The sequence below is a fragment of the Pseudomonas sp. R19M genome (assembly GCF_050312585.1).
GTDB classification, from domain to species: Bacteria; Pseudomonadota; Gammaproteobacteria; order Pseudomonadales; family Pseudomonadaceae; genus Aquipseudomonas; species Aquipseudomonas palleroniana.
In genome coordinates, this window is sequence record NZ_JBNPJV010000034.1 from 1 (window position 1) to 21,549 (window position 21,549).

General features: G+C 62.4%; 21 protein-coding genes. 15 read left to right on the top strand and 6 right to left on the bottom strand.

Annotated elements, in window-relative coordinates:
* Positions 1-236: 236 nt before the first annotated feature.
* The 3 genes from ACQRBT_RS05930 (at position 237) to cueR (ending at position 3,284) form a co-directional block, all read left to right on the top strand.
* Positions 237-617 (top strand): hypothetical protein, encoded by a 381-nt coding sequence (locus ACQRBT_RS05930; protein ID WP_412047693.1) that lies wholly within the window; start codon positions 237-239, stop codon positions 615-617.
* Positions 618-684: 67 nt separating this feature from the next.
* Positions 685-2,886 (top strand): heavy metal translocating P-type ATPase, encoded by a 2,202-nt coding sequence (locus tag ACQRBT_RS05935; RefSeq protein WP_412047692.1) that lies wholly within the window; start codon positions 685-687, stop codon positions 2,884-2,886.
* The gene (cueR, locus tag ACQRBT_RS05940) at positions 2,883-3,284 is read left to right on the top strand and encodes a Cu(I)-responsive transcriptional regulator (protein ID WP_060755729.1); all 402 of its coding nucleotides are present in this window, start codon (positions 2,883-2,885) and stop codon (positions 3,282-3,284) included. Before ACQRBT_RS05935 ends, cueR begins: the two co-directional genes overlap by 4 nt.
* Positions 3,285-3,426: 142 nt before the next feature.
* Here cueR and ACQRBT_RS05945 read toward each other — a convergent pair whose 3' ends face one another.
* Positions 3,427-4,326: a PA4780 family RIO1-like protein kinase gene (locus ACQRBT_RS05945; RefSeq protein WP_060755728.1), complete on the bottom strand. Its 900-nt coding sequence runs from the start codon at positions 4,324-4,326 to the stop codon at positions 3,427-3,429.
* Between the two features lie 124 nt (positions 4,327-4,450).
* Positions 4,451-5,728, bottom strand: a complete 1,278-nt coding sequence (locus tag ACQRBT_RS05950; RefSeq protein ID WP_060755727.1) for an acetyl-CoA C-acetyltransferase — start codon at positions 5,726-5,728, stop codon at positions 4,451-4,453.
* A 114-nt stretch (positions 5,729-5,842) separates the two neighbouring features.
* Between ACQRBT_RS05950 and ACQRBT_RS05955 the strand changes: the two genes are divergently transcribed.
* The 4 genes from ACQRBT_RS05955 to ACQRBT_RS05970 all read left to right on the top strand — a co-directional run bounded on the left by ACQRBT_RS05955 (position 5,843) and on the right by ACQRBT_RS05970 (position 11,976).
* Entirely contained in the window at positions 5,843-7,186 is a 1,344-nt protein-coding gene (locus ACQRBT_RS05955; RefSeq protein WP_060755726.1) for a 3-oxoacyl-ACP reductase, read from the top strand.
* Between the two features lie 2 nt (positions 7,187-7,188).
* The gene (locus ACQRBT_RS05960) at positions 7,189-8,037 is read left to right on the top strand and encodes a MaoC family dehydratase (protein WP_060755725.1); all 849 of its coding nucleotides are present in this window, start codon (positions 7,189-7,191) and stop codon (positions 8,035-8,037) included.
* 301 nt (positions 8,038-8,338) lie between these two features.
* Positions 8,339-10,108, top strand: a complete 1,770-nt coding sequence (locus ACQRBT_RS05965) for a collagen-like triple helix repeat-containing protein (RefSeq protein ID WP_412047691.1) — start codon at positions 8,339-8,341, stop codon at positions 10,106-10,108.
* 185 nt (positions 10,109-10,293) lie between these two features.
* On the top strand, positions 10,294-11,976 hold the full coding sequence (locus tag ACQRBT_RS05970; protein WP_412047690.1) for a ShlB/FhaC/HecB family hemolysin secretion/activation protein: 1,683 nt from the start codon (positions 10,294-10,296) through the stop codon (positions 11,974-11,976).
* A 133-nt stretch (positions 11,977-12,109) separates the two neighbouring features.
* Here ACQRBT_RS05970 and ACQRBT_RS05975 read toward each other — a convergent pair whose 3' ends face one another.
* The 3 genes from ACQRBT_RS05975 to ACQRBT_RS05985 are packed head-to-tail and all read right to left on the bottom strand — an operon-like array spanning position 12,110 to position 12,989.
* Positions 12,110-12,517, bottom strand: coding sequence for a response regulator (locus tag ACQRBT_RS05975; RefSeq protein ID WP_060755723.1), 408 nt, complete (start codon positions 12,515-12,517; stop codon positions 12,110-12,112).
* Between the two features lie 58 nt (positions 12,518-12,575).
* Positions 12,576-12,764 (bottom strand): Flp family type IVb pilin, encoded by a 189-nt coding sequence (locus ACQRBT_RS05980; RefSeq protein ID WP_060755722.1) that lies wholly within the window; start codon positions 12,762-12,764, stop codon positions 12,576-12,578.
* Positions 12,765-12,800: 36 nt separating this feature from the next.
* The gene (locus tag ACQRBT_RS05985; RefSeq protein ID WP_060755721.1) at positions 12,801-12,989 is read right to left on the bottom strand and encodes a Flp family type IVb pilin; all 189 of its coding nucleotides are present in this window, start codon (positions 12,987-12,989) and stop codon (positions 12,801-12,803) included.
* A 333-nt stretch (positions 12,990-13,322) separates the two neighbouring features.
* Here ACQRBT_RS05985 and cpaB point away from each other — a divergent pair, with 333 nt between their 5' ends.
* From cpaB to ACQRBT_RS06025, 8 genes are read left to right on the top strand one after another with little or no spacing between them, the layout of a single operon-like run.
* A complete protein-coding gene (cpaB, locus tag ACQRBT_RS05990; RefSeq protein WP_060755720.1) occupies positions 13,323-14,252 on the top strand; it encodes a Flp pilus assembly protein CpaB in 930 nt (309 codons plus the stop codon).
* 15 nt (positions 14,253-14,267) lie between these two features.
* The gene (locus ACQRBT_RS05995) at positions 14,268-15,488 is read left to right on the top strand and encodes a type II and III secretion system protein family protein (RefSeq protein ID WP_060755719.1); all 1,221 of its coding nucleotides are present in this window, start codon (positions 14,268-14,270) and stop codon (positions 15,486-15,488) included.
* Complete coding sequence (locus ACQRBT_RS06000) at positions 15,485-16,678, top strand: pilus assembly protein (protein ID WP_060755718.1); 1,194 nt, start codon at positions 15,485-15,487, stop codon at positions 16,676-16,678. The genes ACQRBT_RS05995 and ACQRBT_RS06000 overlap by 4 nt, the downstream gene beginning before the upstream one ends.
* Entirely contained in the window at positions 16,675-17,943 is a 1,269-nt protein-coding gene (locus ACQRBT_RS06005; protein WP_104995412.1) for a CpaF family protein, read from the top strand. Before ACQRBT_RS06000 ends, ACQRBT_RS06005 begins: the two co-directional genes overlap by 4 nt.
* A 13-nt stretch (positions 17,944-17,956) precedes the next feature.
* The gene (locus ACQRBT_RS06010; RefSeq protein ID WP_412047689.1) at positions 17,957-18,838 is read left to right on the top strand and encodes a type II secretion system F family protein; all 882 of its coding nucleotides are present in this window, start codon (positions 17,957-17,959) and stop codon (positions 18,836-18,838) included.
* Between the two features lies 1 nt (position 18,839).
* Positions 18,840-19,733, top strand: coding sequence for a type II secretion system F family protein (locus ACQRBT_RS06015; protein ID WP_205344207.1), 894 nt, complete (start codon positions 18,840-18,842; stop codon positions 19,731-19,733).
* 10 nt (positions 19,734-19,743) lie between these two features.
* The gene (locus tag ACQRBT_RS06020; protein WP_412047688.1) at positions 19,744-20,466 is read left to right on the top strand and encodes a tetratricopeptide repeat protein; all 723 of its coding nucleotides are present in this window, start codon (positions 19,744-19,746) and stop codon (positions 20,464-20,466) included.
* Between the two features lie 2 nt (positions 20,467-20,468).
* Positions 20,469-20,741, top strand: a complete 273-nt coding sequence (locus tag ACQRBT_RS06025) for a DUF3613 domain-containing protein (protein ID WP_060755714.1) — start codon at positions 20,469-20,471, stop codon at positions 20,739-20,741.
* 27 nt (positions 20,742-20,768) lie between these two features.
* On the opposite strand, the gene ACQRBT_RS06030 is transcribed toward ACQRBT_RS06025, so the two are convergent.
* A complete protein-coding gene (locus tag ACQRBT_RS06030) occupies positions 20,769-21,542 on the bottom strand; it encodes a response regulator transcription factor (RefSeq protein WP_060755713.1) in 774 nt (257 codons plus the stop codon).
* Positions 21,543-21,549 lie beyond the last annotated feature (7 nt).

Sequence of the window (21,549 nt, forward strand, 5' to 3'; positions counted from 1 at the left end):
GGGGGCGAAGCCGCCCCAACAAGGGCGCCGCGGTGTTTCAGGACGACCGAGGTGCCTGGGTTTAGGGCGGCTTCGCCACCCAGCGCGGGACAAGCCCGCTCACTACAAGGTTGGAGGGAGTTTTGGGCTTGCCACGATGGTAAGGTCAAGTTCTGAAAATTTCTGCCGGGCTGGTATTCGGCGGCTTCAAAGGCCAAGCTTCACCCATCGTTGATTCAAACCACGGAGCATTCGCCATGCGCTGGTTGTTTTTTGCCCTTGCCGGCCTGATGGGCTTATCTGTCGCTGCGCCACAAGCCTTGGCCGCTGAAGACTATGCGGTGTTGATCATTTCCCGGGAGCGCCTGGAAGTACCGACCAATTGTGAAATCGGCCTGTACCTGAACGACCAACTGGCGGGCCGACTGTTCCAGGAGCAGGCCACGTCCTTCAACCTGCCGGCGGGCAACCTGTCATTACGCCTGAAGCTGCTGCCGGGCCAGGCTCCGGGTTGCCTGCCGGGCCTGCTGGCGCCGCCGGCGCGGAACATCACGCTGAAGGCCGGGGATGTACGCAAGTTGCGTATCGCTCAGGGCCCGGAAGGCATGTACCTGAAACCCGCCGCACTGGAATACTGATCGGCCCTTGACCTTCCCCACAGGTCAAGGTTGATCCTAGGGGCAACTTCTTCTGGAGGACTGCCCCATGAATGGATCCACCGCCTTTGACCTGCCCATCAGCGGCATGACCTGTGCCAGCTGTGCCGGCCGCGTCGAACGCGCCCTGAGCAAGGTGCCGGGGGTGAAAAGCGTCAGCGTCAACCTGGCCAATGAACGTGCGCATGTCGAAGTCCTGGGGCAGTTGGACCCCGGCGTGTTGATCGCCGCCGTCGACAAAGCCGGCTACAGCGCCAGCCTGCCCCAGAGTGAAACCGCCACCGATGCCAACCAGGCGCAGCGCCTGCATCGCGAGCGCTGGTCGTTGTTGCTGGCGATTCTATTGGCGCTGCCGTTAGTGTTGCCCATGCTGGTGGAGCCCTTCGGCCTGCACTGGATGTTGCCCGCCTGGATGCAGTTCGCCCTGGCCACGCCAGTGCAGTTCATCTTTGGTGCACGCTTTTATATCGCCGCCTGGAAAGCCGTACGCGCCGGCGCCGGGAATATGGACCTGCTGGTGGCCATCGGCACCAGCGCCGGTTACGGCTTGAGTATCTATGAATGGCTCACCACCCCAGCAGGCGGCATGCCGCACCTGTACTTCGAAGCCTCGGCGGTAGTGATCGCCCTGGTACTGCTCGGCAAATACCTCGAAAGCCGCGCCAAACGCCAGACCGCCAGCGCCATCCGCGCCCTCGAAGCCTTGCGCCCGGAACGTGCGGTGCGGGTGCTCGATGGCCGTGAAGAAGAGGTGGCGATCAACGCGTTGAAGCTTGACGACCTGGTGCTGGTCAAGCCCGGCGAACGTTTCCCGGTGGACGGCGAAGTGGTGGACGGCCAGAGCCATGCCGACGAAGCGCTGATCAGCGGCGAAAGCCTGCCGGTGCCGAAGCAGCCGGGCGACAAAGTCACCGGCGGCGCCATCAACGGTGAAGGCCGCTTGCTGGTGCGGACCCAGGCCCTGGGCGCGGAAAGTGTGCTGGCGCGAATCATCCGCCTGGTGGAAGAGGCGCAGGCGGCCAAGGCGCCGATCCAGAAACTGGTGGATAAAGTCAGCCAAGTATTCGTGCCCGCCGTGCTGGTGCTGGCGTTGATCACGCTGGTGGGCTGGTGGTGGTACGGCGCATCCCTGGAGACGGCAATCATCAATGCCGTCGCCGTCCTGGTGATCGCCTGCCCCTGCGCCCTGGGCCTGGCGACACCGACGGCGATCATGGCCGGTACCGGCGTGGCCGCGCGTCATGGCATCTTGATCAAGGACGCCGAAGCCCTGGAACGTGCGCATGAAGTCAGCGCCGTGGTGTTCGACAAGACCGGCACCCTCACTTCCGGTGCGCCGAAAATTGCCCATATGGCGGCGGTGGATGGCAATCAAGCCTTGTTGCTGCAACAGGCCGGCGCCTTGCAACGCGGCAGCGAACACCCCCTGGCCAAGGCCGTGCTGGACGCCTGCCACGAGCAGGGGCTGAACGTGGCGGATGTGAGTGCCAGCCAAGCCCTGACCGGTCGCGGTATCGCCGGCACGCTCGACGGCCGGCAACTGGCCCTGGGCAATCGCCGTCTGCTGGAAGAGGCCGGTTTGAACGCGGGTGACTTGGCCGCATCCGCCAAGGCCTGGGAGGCCGAAGGCCGCACCTTATCCTGGCTGATCGAGCAAGGCTCCCAACCCCGTGTGCTCGGGCTGTTCGCGTTCGGCGACACACTCAAGCCCGGCGCGCTGGAAGCGGTGGAGCAGCTCAAGGCGCAACACATCAGCAGCCACTTGCTGACCGGCGATAATCGCGGCAGCGCCCGGGTGGTTGCGCAAGCGCTGGGCATCGAAGATGTGTACGCCGAAGTGCTGCCGGCGGACAAAGCCGCCACGGTCGCCGAGCTGAAAAGAACTGGGGTGGTGGCCATGGTTGGCGACGGTATCAACGATGCTCCAGCCCTGGCCGCGGCCGATATCGGCATCGCCATGGGCGGCGGCACCGACGTGGCCATGCACGCCGCCGGCATCACCCTGATGCGTGGCGATCCGCGCTTGGTGCCCGCGGCACTGGACATCAGCCGCAAGACCTACGCAAAAATCCGCCAGAACCTGTTCTGGGCCTTTGTGTATAACCTGATTGGCATTCCCCTCGCGGCTTTCGGCCTGCTTAACCCGGTACTGGCGGGCGCGGCGATGGCCTTGTCCAGCGTCAGCGTGGTGAGCAATGCGTTACTGTTGAAGACGTGGAAACCCAAGGACCTGGAGGATCAACGCCCATGAACATCGGCCAAGCCGCTCGCCAAAGCGGGCTGAGCGCAAAGATGATTCGCTACTACGAATCCATCGGCCTGCTCAAAGCCGCGCACCGCACCGACAGCGGCTACCGTGTATATGGCCCCGACGACCTGCACACGCTGGCGTTTATCAAGCGCTCGCGGGATCTGGGGTTTTCATTGGAAGAGGTCGGCAAGCTGCTGACCCTGTGGCAGGACCGGCAACGGGCCAGCGCTGATGTGAAAGCCTTGGCGCGCCAGCATATCGATGAGCTGAACCAGAAGATTCTGGAGCTGGGACAACTGCGCGATACGCTGCAAGACCTGGTGGAACACTGCCAGGGCGATCATCGGCCGGATTGCCCGATCCTCAAGGAGTTGGCCTCAGGCAGTTGCTGTACCTGATGCTTGACTGACTCCACACATCAAAATGTGGGAGGGGGCTTGCTCCCGATAGCGGTGTATCAGTCAACTTATCTGTAGCTGACCCACTGCAATCGGGAGCAAGCCCCCTCCCACATTTTTCAGATCTTCATTTCTTGCAAGATCACTGCATCCAGGGCGGTGGCGGGGGTTCGTCAGACGCTTTGCCGGGTGGCGCATCATCCGCCGCACGAATTGCCTGGCGACGTTCTTCATCCCGCCGTGCCGCTTCGATTTCGCGCATCACGCCACCCACATCCGCCTGCTCTTCCGGTTCGTCGAACTCGCCGGTCAAGACGCTGGCCGGGTGCAGCGTACCGGCTTCGTACAACGCCCACATTTCCTTGGCGTACTTGGTCTTTTTCAACTCCGGGGCAAAGCGCCCGAAGTAGGACGCCATGTTGCCCACGTCCCGCTCCAGCATGCTGAACGCGTGGTTGTTGCCCGCCGCATCCACCGCCTGGGGCAGGTCGATGATCACCGGGCCGGTCGGGGTGAGCAGCACGTTGAACTCGGACAAGTCACCGTGCACCAGGCCGGTACACAGCATCAGCACGATCTGGGAGATCAGGAAGGCGTGGTACTCGCGCGCCTGGTCCGGCTCCAGCACCACGTCATTCAGGCGCGGCGCCGCATCGCCGTACTCGTCGGCCACCAGCTCCATCAACAGCACGCCTTCGAGGAAGTCGTAGGGTTTAGGCACGCGAACACCGGCACCGGCCAGGCGGAACAACGCCGCCACTTCGGCGTTCTGCCAGGCATCTTCGGTTTCTTTACGGCCGAACTTGGAACCCTTGGCCATGGCGCGGGCTTGCCGGCTGTTGCGGACCTTGCGGCCCTCCTGGTATTCGGACGCCTGACGAAAACTTCGTTTATTCGCCTCCTTGTAAACCTTGGCGCAACGTAATTCGTTACCGCAGCGCACCACATAAACAGCTGCTTCTTTACCACTCATGAGTGGGCGCAGCACTTCGTCGACCAGACCGTCTTCGATCAGGGGTTCAATGCGTTTAGGAGTCTTCATCAGCTTTTATTGTGGGTCCTGTATTACCAAACACGCGTGTGGCACTCGTTATACGGCAATCGGCTCGCCGGTGGGAGGGGCTACCGACCGTTGATCACTTAAGAATGCATCCAATATGCCAGTTTCATCGCTCAATGATCGCGGTAACCCCCTGCCCACCGGCTGCACAGATGGAAATCAGGCCGCGCCCCTTGCCCGCCGCATCCAACAATTTGGCCAGGTTGGCGACGATACGCCCGCCTGTGGCGGCGAACGGGTGCCCGGCGGCCAGCGAACTGCCCTTGACGTTGAGCCGACTGCGGTCGATGGCACCCAACGGCGCATCCAGCCCCAGGCGTGTTTTGCAGTAATCCGCATCTTCCCAGGCTTTGAGCGTGCACAACACCTGGGCAGCAAAGGCTTCGTGGATTTCGTAGTAATCGAAGTCCTGCAGCGTCAGGCCATTCCTTGCCAGCAAACGCGGCACCGCATACACGGGCGCCATCAACAAGCCTTCGGCGCCGTTGACGAAATCCACCGCCGCCGCCTCGCCATCGCGCAAGTACGCCAAAATCGGCAAGCCACGCTCCTTGGCCCAGGCTTCACTGCCCAGCAATACCAATGACGCACCGTCGGTGAGCGGCGTGGAATTACCGGCGGTCAGCGTGCCCTTGTCGCTGCGCTCGAATACCGGCTTGAGGCTGGCGAGTTTTTCCAGGGTCAGGTCGGCGCGCAGGTTGTTGTCGCGGGTCAGGCCCAAAAACGGTGTCAGCAGATCGTTGTGCCAGCCTTCAGCGTAGGACGCGGCCATTTTCTGGTGGCTTTCAAGTGCCAGCTGGTCTTGCTCGGCACGCGGAATCTGCCAGGTTTGCGCCATCAGCTCACAGTGCTGGCCCATGGACAAACCCGTGCGCGGTTCACCGTTGCGCGGCAGCTCGGGCTTGAGGTGATGAGGGCGAAGTTGTAACAGCAGTTTTAATTTATCTGCCATGGATTTGCTGCGGTTGGCCTGCAGCAGAATCTTGCGCAGCCCTTCATTCACGCCGATCGGCGCGTCGGAAGTGGTATCCACCCCACCGGCAATCCCGCATTCGATCTGGCCCAGGGCGATCTTGTTGGCCACCAGCAATGCCGCCTCAAGCCCCGTGCCGCAAGCCTGTTGAATATCGTACGCCGGGGTTTGCGGCGACAGGCGTGAGCCCAGCACACATTCGCGGGTGAGGTTGAAGTCGCGGGAATGTTTGAGCACCGCTCCGGCCGCCACCTCACCGATCCGCAGGCCGTGCAGGTTGTAGCGTTCGATCAGGCCCTCCAGGGCAGCGGTCAGCATGGCCTGGTTGCTCGCCGTGGCATAGGGGCCGTTGGAGCGGGCGAAGGGAATGCGGTTACCGCCAATGATCGCTACACGGCGCAATTGAGTCATGGAAAGCTCCCTGATGGTGGTGGGTGGAATCATCAAGCCTAGCCTAGGCTCAATCGAACGACCGTTACCCATTGATGGTCCACCGTTTGAACCCCAGCACTCGGAGAGCGTTCCATGTCTGACCGTTATATCGACTTCGCCAACTCAAGCCTCGGCCATCGCCTGGTCGCCGCCATTGGCCTGCCGTCACCGGTACGCCTGGAACGCTGGCAGGCCGGACGCCTGCGCCCGGTCGAAGGCGCCCTGCTGCTCGGCGGCGGTGCGCTGGCGAATCAGGTGCACGCCTTCGCCCATAAACTCACCGACGCCATCTACAGCTACGGCACCACGACGTCGACGTGGATTCCGGGCCACGGCCCCAAGCTCAAGGCGGTGGTGTTCGATGCCAGTGACCTGCAACACACCGACCAGCTCAAGCAGTTGCGTGAGTTCTTCCAGCCCTTGTTGAAAAACCTGGATAACAGCGCGCACCTGGTGATTCTCGGCCGTGCGCCGGAGAGCCTCAGCGACCCGTTCGCCGCCAGCGCACAACGGGCCCTGGAGGGTTTCAGCCGCTCGTTGGCCAAGGAACTGCGCAACGGCGGTGTGGCGCAGTTGCTGTATGTCGGCGACGGTGCCGAGGAGCAGTTGGAAGGCGCATTGCGGTTTTTCCTCTCGCCTAAAAGCGCCTATATCTCCGGCCAGGTCATTCGCCTGCAAGCCTGCGCCACTGCGGTCGAGGATTGGACTCGCCCTCTCGCCGGGCGCAAGGCCCTGGTGACCGGTGCCGCCCGAGGTATTGGCGCGTCCATTGCTGAAACCCTCGCCCGCGACGGTGCAGAGGTGATCCTGCTCGACGTGCCCCAGGCCAAGTCGGATCTCGAAGCCCTCGCCGCCCGCCTAGGGGCACGTACCCTCGTGCTGGATATCTGCGCAGAAGACGCCGCCACGCGGCTGATCGAACAACTGCCGGATGGCCTCGATATCCTGGTGCACAATGCCGGTATCACTCGCGACAAAACCCTGGCGAACATGACCCCGGAATATTGGGACGCGGTACTGGCGGTCAATCTCAATGCACCCCAGGTGCTGACCAAGGCGTTGCTCGACAGCGGCACCCTGCATGACAACGCCCGCGTGGTGCTGCTGGCCTCCATCAGTGGCATTGCCGGCAACCGTGGGCAAACCAACTATGCCGCGAGCAAGGCCGGCTTGATCGGGTTGGCGCAGGCGTGGGCGCCGTTGCTGAAGGAACGCGGGATCAGCATCAACGCAGTGGCGCCCGGGTTTATCGAAACCCAGATGACCGCGCATATTCCCTTCGCCCTGCGTGAAGCCGGGCGGCGCATGAGTTCGTTGGGCCAGGGCGGCCTGCCCCAAGACGTGGCTGAGGCCGTGGCCTGGCTTGGCCAACCGGGCTCTGGTGCGGTCAGCGGCCAAGCCTTGCGCGTGTGTGGGCAAAGCCTGCTGGGAGCCTGAGCATGGAATGGCAGACACTCGACCGCACCCCGCTTCTGCCGCCGCTGTACTGGCGGGCCGCGCTCAAGCGCAAGATCACCGGCGAAACCCTGCCCGATGCAGGACTGCGCTGTCACATTCGCCTGAACCCCACGGAGGTGGCCGCCTATCGCCAGGTCTGCGGGTTCGCTGACAGTTCGGTCCTGCCAGGGACTTATCCGCATATCCTGGCGTTTGGTTTGCAGATGCAATTACTCACCGACAAACAGTTTCCCTTTCCTTTGCTGGGGCTGATTCACCTGAGCAATCGGATCCGTATCCATCGTCCGCTGGGAGGCGTGAGCAATGTGCTGATCAGCGTGTACGCGCACAACCTGCGGCCCCATGCCAAGGGGGCGACCTTTGATATTGTGACCACGGTCGAGGATTCACTGGGACTGTTGTGGGAGGCGGATAGCCGTATGCTCTGCCGCGCAGTGAAACTCGAAGGCGACGCCCAGGAAGAGCATTTGTCGGTAACCGATAACGTCAGCGAACTGGCCCGCTGGAAGGCGCCCGCCGATATTGGCCGCCGATACGCTCGGGTATCCGGCGATTACAACCCGATCCACCTGAGCGCATTGACGGCCAGGCTCTTCGGGTTCCCCCAGGCTATCGCCCATGGGCTGTGGAATACCGCCCGGACACTGGCCGCATTGCACGAGCATTTGCCCGCCGCCAATGTCGAGATAGACGTCGAATTCAAAAAGCCGGTGCGCCTGCCCAGTGAAGTTGTATTACTCACCACGGCTGCGGGTTCCAGTGGCGAGTTGCAACTCAAGGGGGCCGGCGACATTCAACATATGCTCGGCAAGTGGCGACCTATTGCGTGAACCACAGGAATTAATTGTATATAAACCCTAAGTTATAGCGGACGCTTCGGCGTCCGATTTTTTTACTTAACTCATTGTTATTCATGAAATAACCCTATCCAAAAGCCCTCTCTTTTACACACTTGGTATTAGTCATTAAGCCAACTAACGCCGCGCCTATATAAATCGTTAATACCAAGTTGAGCATTGCGAGAAAGAGCACTCAGGTCTGTGATTAACCCACGGACAAACGTATGCCTATCCCTAGAAATAGTCGACGTTTGAAACAACCAAGGTTGTACAGGTGCAAGGGAACTCAATCATGAAAACTCAAACTCAAGTAGTGCTATGGAAAGCAAGTACCGCGCTGGCCCTGGTCATGGCGATGAGCCTTGGCGGCTGCAGCAGCGGTGGCGGCGGCCATCACAGCAGTGTGGCGGCGTCTTCCCCGGATGCGGGTGCGGGAAGTGGTAGTGGAGGCACAGGTGGCGGTAGTGGGACTGGAAGCGGCAGTGGCGGTACCGGCGGTGGCACTGCTGGCACTGGCGGCGGCACTGACGGCACCGGCGGTGGCACTGCTGGTACTGGCGGCGGTACTGGCGGCACCGGCGGCGGTACTGGCGGCATCGGCGGCGGCACTGGCGGCACCGGCGGTGGCACGGCAGGCACCGGCGGTGGCACTGGCGGCACCGGCGGCGGCACTGGCGGCACCGGCGGTGGCACTGGCGGCACCGGCGGTGGTACTGGCGGCACCGGCGGTGGCACTGGCGGCACCGGTTCGACAACCACCCCGCTGGTCACAGGCCAGATCGCAGGCACGCTGGGCACTACCGTCGGTAACGTCGGTGCTGCCGTCGGCGATCTTGGCTCGACACTCAACGGCGTCCCCGTCGTCGGTGTTACGGCCGGTGGCCTCGTCACCGCGACCGGCAATGCCGTCACCAGCATCGGCAGCGGCGTGACCAATGGCCTGGGTACCCTGGGCACCAACAGCAATGCGCTGGGCACCACCGTCGCCGGCATCGGTACTGGCGTGGCCAACCTCGGCACCGGCGTGTCGAACACCGGCAGCACCCTGGGCACCACGTTGGGTGGCGTGCCAGTCGTCGGCGGGTTGACCGGCGGCGTCGGCACCGCAGCGGGGGGGCTGGTGAGTAACGTTGGCCAAGCCGTGACCATGCTCGGCGATACCCTGAGTACCGCCAGCACCACCGGACCACTGGGCAGCGCAACCAACACCCTGAGCAGGAGTGCACTGGTACCGGTGGTTTCCCTGGTGGAAAACACTACTGGCAACCTCGGTAGAGCTACCGGCCTGGGCACTCCGCTCAACGGCCTGCTGAATCAAGTCGGCTCGACCGTTACTGGCGTGGGCGGCCAAGTCGCCGGTGCCGGCGGCGCAGGCAACCCTGTCACCACGGCGGCCGGCGGCGCGCTGGCCAGCGTCGGTGGCGTGCTCAACCAGTCGGGTGGCTATGTTGCGCCCGCCGGCGGTGCCGCTGCTCCCGGCTTGCCGGAACTGGTCGGCGGTGTAGTCGCCAACGTAGGCAACGGCCTGACGGCCGGCAGTACTAACGGCACAGTCGGTACTGCGGGTGTCACCGGTGGGGCACTGGGCAATACCGTGGCCTCGCTGGGCACTGTCATCGGCGGCACCGGCGTCGCCAATACCGCCCCCACGACGCCAGTCGCAGGCTTGGCGACCAACGTCGGCACAGCGCTGGCCCCGGTCACCAACGGCGTCACCAGCCTGACGCAAAACGTCGGCACCACCACCGGCATCGGCGCTCCGGTCAACGGTCTGGTCACCCAGGTCGGCGGCGCTGTCAGCAGCCTGGGCACCAACCTGACCACCGCCAACGCCAACCCGGTCACCAACGCCGTGGGCACGACGGTAACGTCGCTCGGCAACACCGTAGGCTCAGTGGGTGGCTTGGTCACCGGCGGAACCGGCAGCACGGGTGGCGGCCTGCTCGGTGGCTTGAACGTCGGCGCCAGCACCACGACCAACACCTCGGTCAACGGCAGTGCCACCACCGGGACAACGGGTGGCCTGGGAGGCTTGCTGAACGGCGTGACCGGCACACATTAGAATTGCACCTGGCCGATTAGACGGCCTCCCCTCCAGCGCCTACGCTTGGTTGAGACGAGAGACCCTGAGTAAGTCTCTCGTCTTTTTTATGGGCCGGCCTTGTCGAACAACGCCTGGTCCTCCCGAACCGAGTCCCAGAACCCGGCGGGCCCGAGACGCTGCTGCAGTTGACCATGGAGTGTCCTATGCGCGTGTTCACACCGTTGTTAGTCCTTTCCCTCAGTGCTTACGCCCAAGCCGAGAGCCTGCCCAACTTTCTCAACAGCAACGACACCATCCGCAACCTGCCGGTGCCCAACCTGCCCGCCGACGCCTACCGACCGGTCACGCCCAAGACCCAGGTGCCGGAGGCACCCGTTTCCCAGGGCCAGCCTCTGTTGATGGACACCAAAATCACCATCCGCAAGTTGCAGATCGAGGGCGGCACGATCTACCCGCTCGGCGAGACCGCCAAAGCCTACTCGGCGTTGATCGGCCATGAGACCAACCTGGCGCAATTGATCGAAGCCACCCGCAGCATCACCCGTCGTTATCAAGAGGACGGTTACCTGCTGTCCTACGCCTTCCTGCCGCAACAGAACTTTGAAAACGGCCTGGTACGCGTAGTGCTGGTGGAGGGCTACATCAAGGACTACCAACAGAGCGGCGACATCGGTTCGGTGTCGGCCTATGTCGATAAACTGGCGAACAAACTCCTCGCCGAACGCCCGCTCACGCGCAAGACGTTCGAGCGCTATACCACGCTTATGGGCCGTATCCCCGGCGTGACGCTGCAAGCGCAAGTACCGCCGCCGGGGACCACCGATGGCGCCGCGCACATGGTGATCCAGGCCAGCCGCAAACCCTTCACCACCAGCATGAGCCTGGAGGAAGACAACCGCAGCGGCACCCAAGCGTTGCTCACCGCCACCAGCAATGCCCAGACATCCATGGGCGAACAGCTCAACGTCAGCGGCCTGTTCCCGCCCGGCGACGACAAAAAGCATTATTACCGCGTGGGCTACAGCCAGTTCATCAATGCCGAAGGCAGCCAGCTTGTGCTGGGGGCCGAACGTTATCGCGCGGACCCCAAAAGCAATATTCAGCTGGACGGCGGCTTCGAACTCAAGCCGCACCAGTCGATCGATCGCTACACCATCGGCCTCAGCCACCCGCTGATCGCCTCGCCCACCGAATCCTTGACCCTGGGCGCGCGCCTGTATGCGGTGGACCAAACCACACGCTATCAACTGGTGGGCTACCCCAACCGCTTCGATATCGAAACCAACCTGCGCGCGCTGGCGTTCGAAGGTGACTGGCGCAAGGCCGACGCCCGGCAATTGCGCATCCTCAGCGCCGGTCTGTATCAGGGTATCAACGGCCTGGGCGCCAGGACGCACAGTGATCTGACCAGTACCACGCCTGACCTCGACTTCTTCCGCCTGCGCCTCTCCGGCGTGCAGAGCGACAAGTTCTTCGATAACTGGCAAGGGGTACTGTCGGGCGCGTTCTACTGGAGCGATGCCACCCTGCCCGACAGCGAACGCGCCACCTTCGGCGGGCAGAACTTCGGCCGTGGCTACCCTGACGACCAGGCTTCCGGTGACAAGGGTTGGGGCGTGGCGTACGAGGTCAACTACAGCTTCAACCGCGCCGGTGACTGGGTGAAGGTGCTGCAACCCTACGTTGTGCTTGATCGTGCCAAGACCTGGTTCAACACGCTGCCGGTCAAGGGCAACGACATGTCATCGGCGGCCGTGGGCCTGCGTTTTGGCGATAACAAGTACTACAACATCGCGCTGGAAGCCTCCAAACCCATGTCGGATATCGCCCTCGACAGCCTCAACCGGCGGCCGCGATATACGCTGAGCTTCAGCTACCAGCTCTGACGATCGTAGTGAGCGGGCTTGCCCCGCGCTGGGTGGCGAAGCCGCCCCAAAACCGGCCAACTCGGTTTTTCTGAAAGACCGTGGTGTTCTTGTTGGGGCTGCTGCGCAGCCCAGCGCGGGGCGAGCCCGCTCACTACAAGGGGTGTTTGATCAGGGGGAAGAGGTTGTTGAGGGTATCGATCAAGCGCACCAGGTAGATGGGCTTGCGAAACAGATCCAGCACCTGCAAACGCAGCATATCGCTGACATCATCCATCTGGGCATGCCCCGACATCACGATCACCGGCAAGTGCTGGCGCTCGGTGTGTTCGCGCAAGCGCTTGATCAGTGAGATACCGCTTTCCTCGGGCATGCTCAGGTCGGTGATCACCAGGGCGATGTCCGGGTTCAGGGTCAACTCCTGCAAGGCGAGGGTGACGGAGGTGGCGGTAAAGCAAACGAAGCCCTCGTTCTCCAGCGACTCGGCCAGTTCTACGAGGGCATCTTCTTCGTCGTCCACCAACAGGATTTGTTGGCGAAAAGGTGCAGTTGCAGCATTCATGGGTACTACCTAGCGTTGCCAAACAATGACGTGTGTACTCACCGATGCTGTCTGAAGCTCAGGTTATAGCGGTCGTGATTTTAGCAATGAACGTCGTGATCTGCGGCCCCAGGGTCGCCCCCGCCGCCAGTACGACCAGCGCCACGATAGCCACGAGAATGAGGTATTCAATCGCCGTAGCGCCGTCTTTGCGATACAACAGCAATAGTAGCTGGTCACGCACTTTCATCAACAGATCAAGGACCATAGCACTTCTCCTCAGTCGCAGGATACGGTCTGGAACTCAGGTCAGGGCAGTGTTGATTTTACCGAAGAAGGTCGTGATTTTAGGTCCCAGGGTTGTCCCGGCAGCCAGGATCACCAGGGCCACGATGGCTACCAGAATCAGGTACTCAATCGCCGTAGCGCCGTCTTTGCGCTGAAAAAGCAACTGAAGTTGAATATGAAGTTTTACCAACAACTCAAGGATCATCGTACTTCTCCTCAGGCGCTGGGCGCCTTATCAGCACGCCGCACAGTAATTGCGATGTGCCATCTGAGCATTGTCAACAAACCCCAGCCTCACAACTGTAAGAACTGATTAATCACAAAGTAGGGGGTTACTTTCTTGACGCCTTAATTCCGTGGTTTTCAACGTCATCCCGCCCTTCGCACAAGAAAACTTGCTGTCAGTAATGGCATTTTGTCCTAGCTGAACTACCTTCAAATAGCGAAATAGTTAGTCACAGGTTCATAGCAGCCGCGTTGCGAAATCAGCCCGCTCGGAGAGACGGGTGTGTCGTGCAACAGCAAAGGGAGCGCCGTCATGAACACGCGTCTGAGCATGGTGTTGGCCGGGGTGCTTCTGCTCGGTGCGCTGTTTGCCGGTTATTGGGGATTGGTCCTGAGCCGGGCGCCTGTACCGGCACCGCCTCCCCCGGTCCCCCAGGCAGCACCTGTCGAAAAAGCCGTTACCGTGGTGGAAGACCAGACCCGCCAACCGGTGGTGGTACTGGCCCGCGACGTCCCACCCTTTGCGCCCCTGAGCGCCGCCGATCTCGCGGTGGAAAAACTGCGCACCGTACCGGCCGGCAGCATGAGCAGCGTCGACCAGGCCATCGGCCGCACGCCTTGGCGAGCCCTGCGGGCAGGCACCTGGTTGAATGAAGACAGTTTCACCCCAGGTGGCCCGCTGGCGCGAATGATTCGCCCCGACGAACGCGCACTGGCCGTAGCCGTGGATGAAGTGATTGGCGCCGCCGGCCAACTGAGCCCCGGCGATTATGTGGACGTATTGCTGTACCTGCGCCAGGACGCCGCCAACCTCGAACAATCGGCCCAGGTGGTGGTGCCCGCCATGCGTTTGCTCAGCGTCGGCGATCAAATGGGCTTGAGCAATGATGGCACCCCAGCCTCCCCGCCTGCGCTCACCGCCGAGGAACGAGCCCAGCGTCGCGGCCCGCCACGCACCGTGGTGCTGGCGGTGCCCGAGGCCCTGCTGAGCCGCCTGATGCTCGCCACCCAAGCCGGCACTTTACGCCTGGCAGTACGCAGTGCCGACGAACGTTTACTGGGCCAATACTGGGCCGGCGAAAGCGATGTGCCGGGCAAGGTGCAAAGCGCCAACCGCGACCTCTATCAGTTCACGCAACTGGCCTTCGCCCAAGCGCCGAAAAAACTCGTCCAGGGCAGCCCACGTCGCACCGGTATCGAGGTGATCCGCGGCAATCAAGCCACCCAACAAACGCCTGACTGAACAAGGATGCCCTGCATGAACCGACGTTTCGCACCCGTGTTCACGCTGAAAATCGCCTGTGCCCTGCTGCTGTCGAACCTGTCCGTGGAACTGGCCGTGGCTGCCCCTGGCAATTGCGCCAGCCTGGGTCAGCTACCCGCCGCCCTGTCGGTGGGTGAAGGCTTGCAACAGGAACTGCAATCACCGGTAGCCATCACCCGCCTGGCGATTGGTGACCCGAAAATTGCCGACGTCCACCTCAACGGCGACCGGGGTTTCCTGCTGACCGGCGTCGCCTCCGGCACCACCAGCCTGATGGTCTGGACCGCCTGTTCGAACACGCCGCGCCAGAGCATGGTGTTCGTCAAGGGCAAGGCCATCTCGGCGCTGACCAGCCTGTCGTTGTCGCCATCGGAAGACCCCTTGCTGCCCAGCCAGGTACAGACCGATATCCGTTTTGTCGAGGTCAGCCGCACCAAGCTCAAGGAGGCCAGCACCAAGATTCTGGGCAATGGTAAAAACTTCTTCCTGGGCAGCCCCAGCCTGGTATCGCCTTCCGAAGGGGTCTTCAAACTGCCGGTGAGCCCCGACAACTTCAATATCGGGTTTGGCGGGGGGCGCGTATCCGCGATGATCAATGCCCTGGAAAGCAGCGGGTTCGCCTATACCCTGGCACGTCCAAGCCTGGTGGCCATGAGCGGCCAGAGTGCGACCTTCCTGGCGGGCGGCGAGGTGCCGATCCCGGTGCCGAGCAGCGCCAGCAACAATATCTCGATCGAATACAAAGAGTTCGGCATCCGCCTGACCTTGACCCCGACCGTGATCGACCGTAACCGGATCTCCCTCAAAGTCGCACCGGAAGTCAGTGAGCTGGACTACACCAACGCGGTGGTCATCGACAATATCAAGGTCCCGGCCCTGACCATTCGCCGCACGGACACCAGCGTGTCCCTGGCAGACGGTGAAAGCTTCGTGATCAGCGGGCTGATCAGCAGTAGCAACACCACCAGCATCAGCAAGTTTCCCGGCCTGGGTGACATCCCGATCCTGGGCGCGTTCTTTCGCGATTCCAACATCAATCGCCAGGACAAGGAACTGCTGATGATCGTCACCCCGCACCTGGTGCAGCCGTTGGCGGCCAATGCCCAGTTGCCGTCCTTGCCAGGCGAGAAACTGCGTAATTACGACCCGAACTGGTATCGCCTGTACTTCCTGGAAAACGGCAACTTCGACCGACTCAACGGACTGTCCCAATGAGCGATAGCCTGAGCCAGACGTTCCTGGCAATCACGCGCAACACCACCGACCTGGAATGGCTGCAGGGCGCGCTGGCCCCACTTGGCCAAGTGGTCAGCGCCGGCAGCGGCACGCTGGACGAACTGCTTGCCTTGGTCGATGTGACCTTCGCCGGCCTGGTGTTTATCGGCCTTGACCGCGAACACGTGGTGGCCCAAAGCGCGTTGATCGAAGGCGCCCTGGAAGCCAAACCGATGCTCGCCATCGTCGCCCTCGGTGACGGCATGGACAACCAGCTGGTACTCAATGCCATGCGCGCCGGCGCGCGGGATTTTGTCGCCTACGGCTCGCGCTCCAGCGAAGTGGCCGGGCTGGTAAGGCGCCTGAGCAAACGCCTGCCGCCGGTCACCACCAACACCCAGCTGGGTGGCCTCAGCGTGCTGTATGGCACCCAAGGCAATGCCGATGGCGCACTGTTGGCCAGCCACTTGGCGCTGGTCGTACAAAAGAGTGGTCAGCACACCTTGCTGCTGGACTTGGGCCTGCCCCGAGGTGACAGCCTGGCGCTGCTGGGGCTGGAAAGCTCGTTCCATTTCGGCGATGCCCTGCGCCACCTGCGACGGTTGGACACGACCCTGATCAACAGCGCATTCACCAGCGCGCAAGACGGCCTGCGCATCCTGGCCTACGCCCCCAACGATGAGCCCCTGGAGCGCACCAGCGCCGCCGAGTTGTACATGCTGCTCAGCGCGTTGCGCCAACATTTCCAGCACATTGTGGTGAACCTGGTTGGCCAACCGGACAGCGAAGCCCTGCGCACCTTCGTCAGCCATTGCGACAAGCTGTTGTGGTACACCGACCAGAGCGTGCTGGACTGCCGACGCAACCTCGCGGTGCTGAACCTGTGGCGCGAAAAGGGCATGAAGCTGGAGCACGCCAAACTGTTGGTCGACAGCTACCTCAAGAGCTGTGCACCGGACGCCGAAACCCTGGGCAAAAGCTTTGGCCTGGAGGTGATTGCCGTGCTGCCGCTGAGCCCGGACGTGCGCCTGAATGCAAAAAACCAGGGCCAGACCTTGTTCGCCCTGGCGCCACGCGAACCCCTGACCCAGGGTCTGAAAACCCTCGGGGAGCGCCTGGCAAAACGTTCGGCAGGCAACGAACAACCCTCCAACAAATGGCTTGATCGCCTGCTGAGAGCCGGCAAATGAACAGTGAAAAACTTTTCGGTGCCCCTACCGCAGGCTTCGGTAGCAACACCGAGCACGACGGGCTCAAGCTGGTGTTCCATCGCTACATCATCGATGCCATCGAGGAGTCGGGGAAGAACCTGCTGGAAGGTTCACGCCAGTTGCTGGCGCAGTTTGTCATCGACAAAGTGGCCGAATACAGCAACCGCATGCACTTGGCGATCTCCCGCTATGAGATGGAACGCCTGGCCGAAGAAATCGTCGACGAGCTGACCGGCTTCGGCCCGCTGGAAGTGCTGCTGCGCGACCCATCCGTCACCGAGATCCTGGTCAACGGCCCGCACCGGGTGTTTATAGAACGCGACGGCCTGCTGCACCAGAGCGACCTGCGGTTCATCGACGCGCACCATGTGGAGCGCGTGATGCAACGCATCCTCGCGCCCCTCGGGCGACGCCTGGACGAGTCCTCGCCCATGGTCGATGCGCGCCTGCCCGATGGCAGCCGGGTCAACGCGATCATCCCGCCGATAGCCCTGGACGGGCCATGCCTGTCGATTCGCAAGTTTCGCAAGGACATGCTCAAGAGCAGCGACCTGGTGGCCATGCAGACCATCGACCAGAACATCTTCGACTTCTTCCAGGAGGCCGTGGGCAAGCGCTGCAACATCCTCATCAGCGGCGGCACCGGCACCGGCAAAACCACATTGCTGAACATCCTCAGCCAACTGATCAACCCCCATGAACGGCTGGTGACCATCGAAGACGTGGCCGAACTGCAACTGGGCCACCCCCATGTGGTGCGTCTGGAAACCCGCCCGCCGAATGCCGAGGGGCATGGCGAGGTCAAGGCCAGCGACCTGATCCGCAACGCCCTGCGGATGCGCCCCGACCGCATCATCCTGGGTGAGATCCGTGGCGTGGAAGTGCTCGATGTTCTCACCGCCATGAACACCGGCCACGACGGTTCCATGAGTACCGTGCATGCCAACAACGCCGCCGATGCCCTGCTGCGCCTGGAAACACTGGTGGGCCTGACTGGCCGGACGGTGGCGGAAAAAACCCTGCGCCAAATGATCTGTGCGGCGCTGGATGTGGTGATTCAACTGACCCGCCTGCCCGACGGCCGCCGCTGTGTGAGCGAAGTGGTCGAGGTGGTGGGCATTCGCGAAGACGTGTACGTGACCAACACGCTGTTCCGCCATGACCGGCGAACCGGCTTCGGCTTCCTGCGCGAGGCGGTCAACCCGGCCGGTGAAAAGCTGCGCCGCGAGCCGGCATTGCCGTGAAAGGGATTCGACCATGACTGGGGCCATCCTGCTGCTGATTTGCCTGATCCTGACCGGCCTGTCGATTCGATCGTTTTACCATGGCCTGCGCCGCGCCCAGACCGAACGCGTATTGGACCGCCTTGCCGAAGGCCAGCCCAAGCTCGCCGAAGAACCCAGCCACTGGAACGGCCTGGAGCGCATGTTCCTGCGCGCAGGCTTGGGCAAACCCAGTGACAGCCTGGGGCTGTGGCTGGCGTTGTGGGCCCTGGGCGTCGCGTTGGGGTTGATGGTTGCCGGCTGGTTTGGCCTGGTGATGATGCTGCTGGTGCCACCGCTGTTGCTGCGCTTGTACCTCGCCTGGCGGTATCAGCGGCTCATCAAGCGCATGATCGAACAGCTGCCGCAGTTGCTCGATCACACCGTACGCAGCCTCAAGGCCGGGCGCACCTTGACCGACGCGGTGCTGGGCGGCATCGAAATCAGCGAAGACCCCCTGAAAAAAGCCATGGGCCGCATCCAGCGCAACGTGCAGTTGGGCGTCAGCCTGCCGGAGTCGACGCATGACTTTGCCGAATTCTATGAGCGCGACGAATTTCGCCTGTTCGCCTTGGGCTTGAAGGTCAACCACCGCTATGGCGGCAACGCCAGCGAGCTGTTGGAAAACCTGATCAAGATGATCCGCGAACGCGAGCAGGCCGCCCGCCAGCTGCGCGCCCTGACCGGCGAAACCCGGGTGACCGCCTACGTCCTCACCGCCCTGCCCATTTCCATGGTGGGCTACTTCCTGGCAGTGAACCCCGCGTACCTGATGACCATGTGGAACGACGACACGGGTCGCCTGTTGCTGTTCGTGGCCCTGGCCATGCAACTCATGGGTTGCTTCACCTTATGGCGCATGTTGCGGAGTGTATGACATGGCGATTGCCCTGCTGATCAGCGCCGTCCTGTTCCTTGCCGCCCTGGCGTTGGTGCTCGCCAACCTGGTCAGGCAGCGACGCGGCCAACGCCTGGTTGCCCAGCGCCTGCAGGGCCAGCTGGGCCGCAAAGACAAGTTCGGCAGCCTGATGCAGCAACTGGGCAGCAGCCCGCTGGCGCAACGTTCGCTCAGCCTGGACCATGAAACCCAGGTCCTGCTCAACCGGGTCGGCTGGCGTAAAGCCAGCCAACGCTCGATGTTCGCCGCCTTCCAGATCGGCACGCCGCTGGTGCTGATGGGCCTTGTGGGGGTGGCCCAGGGCGTGTTGTTTGGCCACAGCGACTCGCCCTGGCTCGCGCCCCTGATCGCCTTGGGCATTGGCTACCTGCTGCCCAAGCGCGTGCTGTCCAGCCTCGCCAAAAGTCGGCAGCAGCAGATCGCCCGCGAGGTGGCAACCTTCATCCCGCTGCTGCGCATCCTGTTCGAATCAGGCATGGCCGTCGAACAGACACTGCGCGTGCTCAGCCTTGAAGCGCAGCGCCTGCTGCCGGCCTTGACCCATGAGCTGCGCCTGATCCTGACACGGGTCGACTCCGGCCTGGAACTCAGCGAGGAGCTGGGTAAGACCGCCCGGCTGCTGGCCGTGGATGAGTTCACCGATACCTGCACCATCCTCCAGCAACTGGTCCAGCAAGGGGGCGGCGCGATGAAGTCGTTGCTGGCGCTCAAGCAATTGCTCGACGACCGCCGCCTGACCCGCATCCAGGAATTCGTTTCGAAGATGTCGGCGAAGATGTCGGTGGTGATGATGGTTTTTCTGTTTCCCGCCTTGCTGATCGTGCTCGGAGGGCCTGCGTTCATCGGCATCTCCCGAGCCTTGAGTAACCTATGAGGAGCGCCCGATGAAAGCCTTGATAGCCGGTTTGAGCCTGTTATTGCTCGGCGGTTGTGCCACCAATGGTCAAACCCCGTGGAGCGCACTCACGGCCACCGGCAGTTGCCCCAAGCCCGCTTCCGACCAGGAGCTGGCATTGAACCTGGCCGATGAAATGGCCAATGACGGCAAGCTGCACGCCAGCCTGGCCAACCTGCAGAACCTGCCCTCGCACTTGCCCCAGGTGCGCCTGCGCCAGGCCAAGGCCTATCGTTTGCTGGGCCGCGGCGAGGCCGAGCCGTTGTACCGCAGCCTGCTCGGTACCTGCATGGCCGCCGAAGGAGAGCACGGCCTGGGCCAACTGGCCTCGGCCAAGGGCGACAACGGGCAAGCCATGGCGCACTTGCAACGTGCGGCACGCTTGGCACCCACCGACGAAAAAATCCGCAATGACCTGGGCGTGGTGTACCTCAACCAACTGCGCCTGGAAGACGCCCGTTTCGAATTCATGACCGCCATGGAACTCAAGCAGAGCGACCCGCTGGCGGCGATCAACCTGGTGACCTTGCTGATCTATCAGGACAACTGGAAGCAGGCCGCACAAGTGGTTGGCCAGATGGGCCTGAGCCCGGAACAAGTCACCGAGGCCCAGGCCAGGGCCGAGAAACTCAAAGGCTCCGGCGCTCCCGTCGCCAAAGCCGGCGATCAGCTCGCCACGGTCAGTGAGACCACCGGCAACTCGAGGAATTGATGATGAAACGCCCCTATCTCACCAGCCTGGCAGTGCTGACATTACCCATGAGTGTCCTGGCCATAGAGCCCGGGCCCTCATCCCCGCAACAGGCCGCCACTGAAAATTGGCTGACGTTGCAGGTCAGCGGCAAGCTCGCATCCAGCACCCAGCAAAAAGCCACCGCCGCCGAACGCGAACAGGCTGCCCAGCGGTTGCTGGACAGCTACAAGCATCCGATCCCGGAGTTTTTCGAACAGAAAGTCGGCGGGCAAACCGGCGGCAATCATCAGTAGTTTGTGGGAGGGGGGATGGTGTTGTTATCAGTGAGCCGTCACCTGCTGGTGCGGCGCCAATTTGCCAGGCGACAGCGCCAGTGCCAGTTGCGTGCGGTTATGCATGTGGGTCAGGCGCAACACCTGAGAGACGTACAATTTCACTGTGTTTTCGGTAATGCCCAATTCGCAGGCAATCTGATAGTTGGTCTGGCCTGTGCCCACCAGCCGCGCCACATCCCACTGGCGCGGTGACAGCGGTTTGAAGATCGCCGGAATTTCCGACGGCCCCGCCGGGACCGCTTCGCCCTGCGCCCCTGGCGGGCTGCGGCGGACTTTATCGATGTCCTGATACAGCTCGTTGATGGACTCGGACAGAAATTGCAGCTTCTGATTCAAGTGCCCCAGTTGCAGATCCTTCCTGCGCTCTTGCAATGCTGCGTCCTGGCGCTGCAAGCCTTCGAGCAATTCATCCAGGTTGATCGGCTTCTGATAGTAGTCGGCGAACCCGGCCCGCAGGGCCTTGATCACGTCCTGCTTGTCGGCGCGCCCGGTCAACATGATGGCTTCGAAAGCCCGCTGCTTACCGGCGACCTTTTGCAACGCCTGGACCAATTCGATGCCGTCCATGTCCGGCATATGCAGGTCGCACAACACCAGGCCAATCTCGGCGTCTTCGCTGAAACACGTCAAGGCCTGCTGGCTGGACTGGCAAGGGACGCAACGATAGCCGCTGCTTTCGAGAAACTCACAGAGCTCCTCCACGATCAGTGGCTGATCGTCGACCACGAGCACTTTAACCGCAGAGGTAAGCTTGTTCACACGCTAC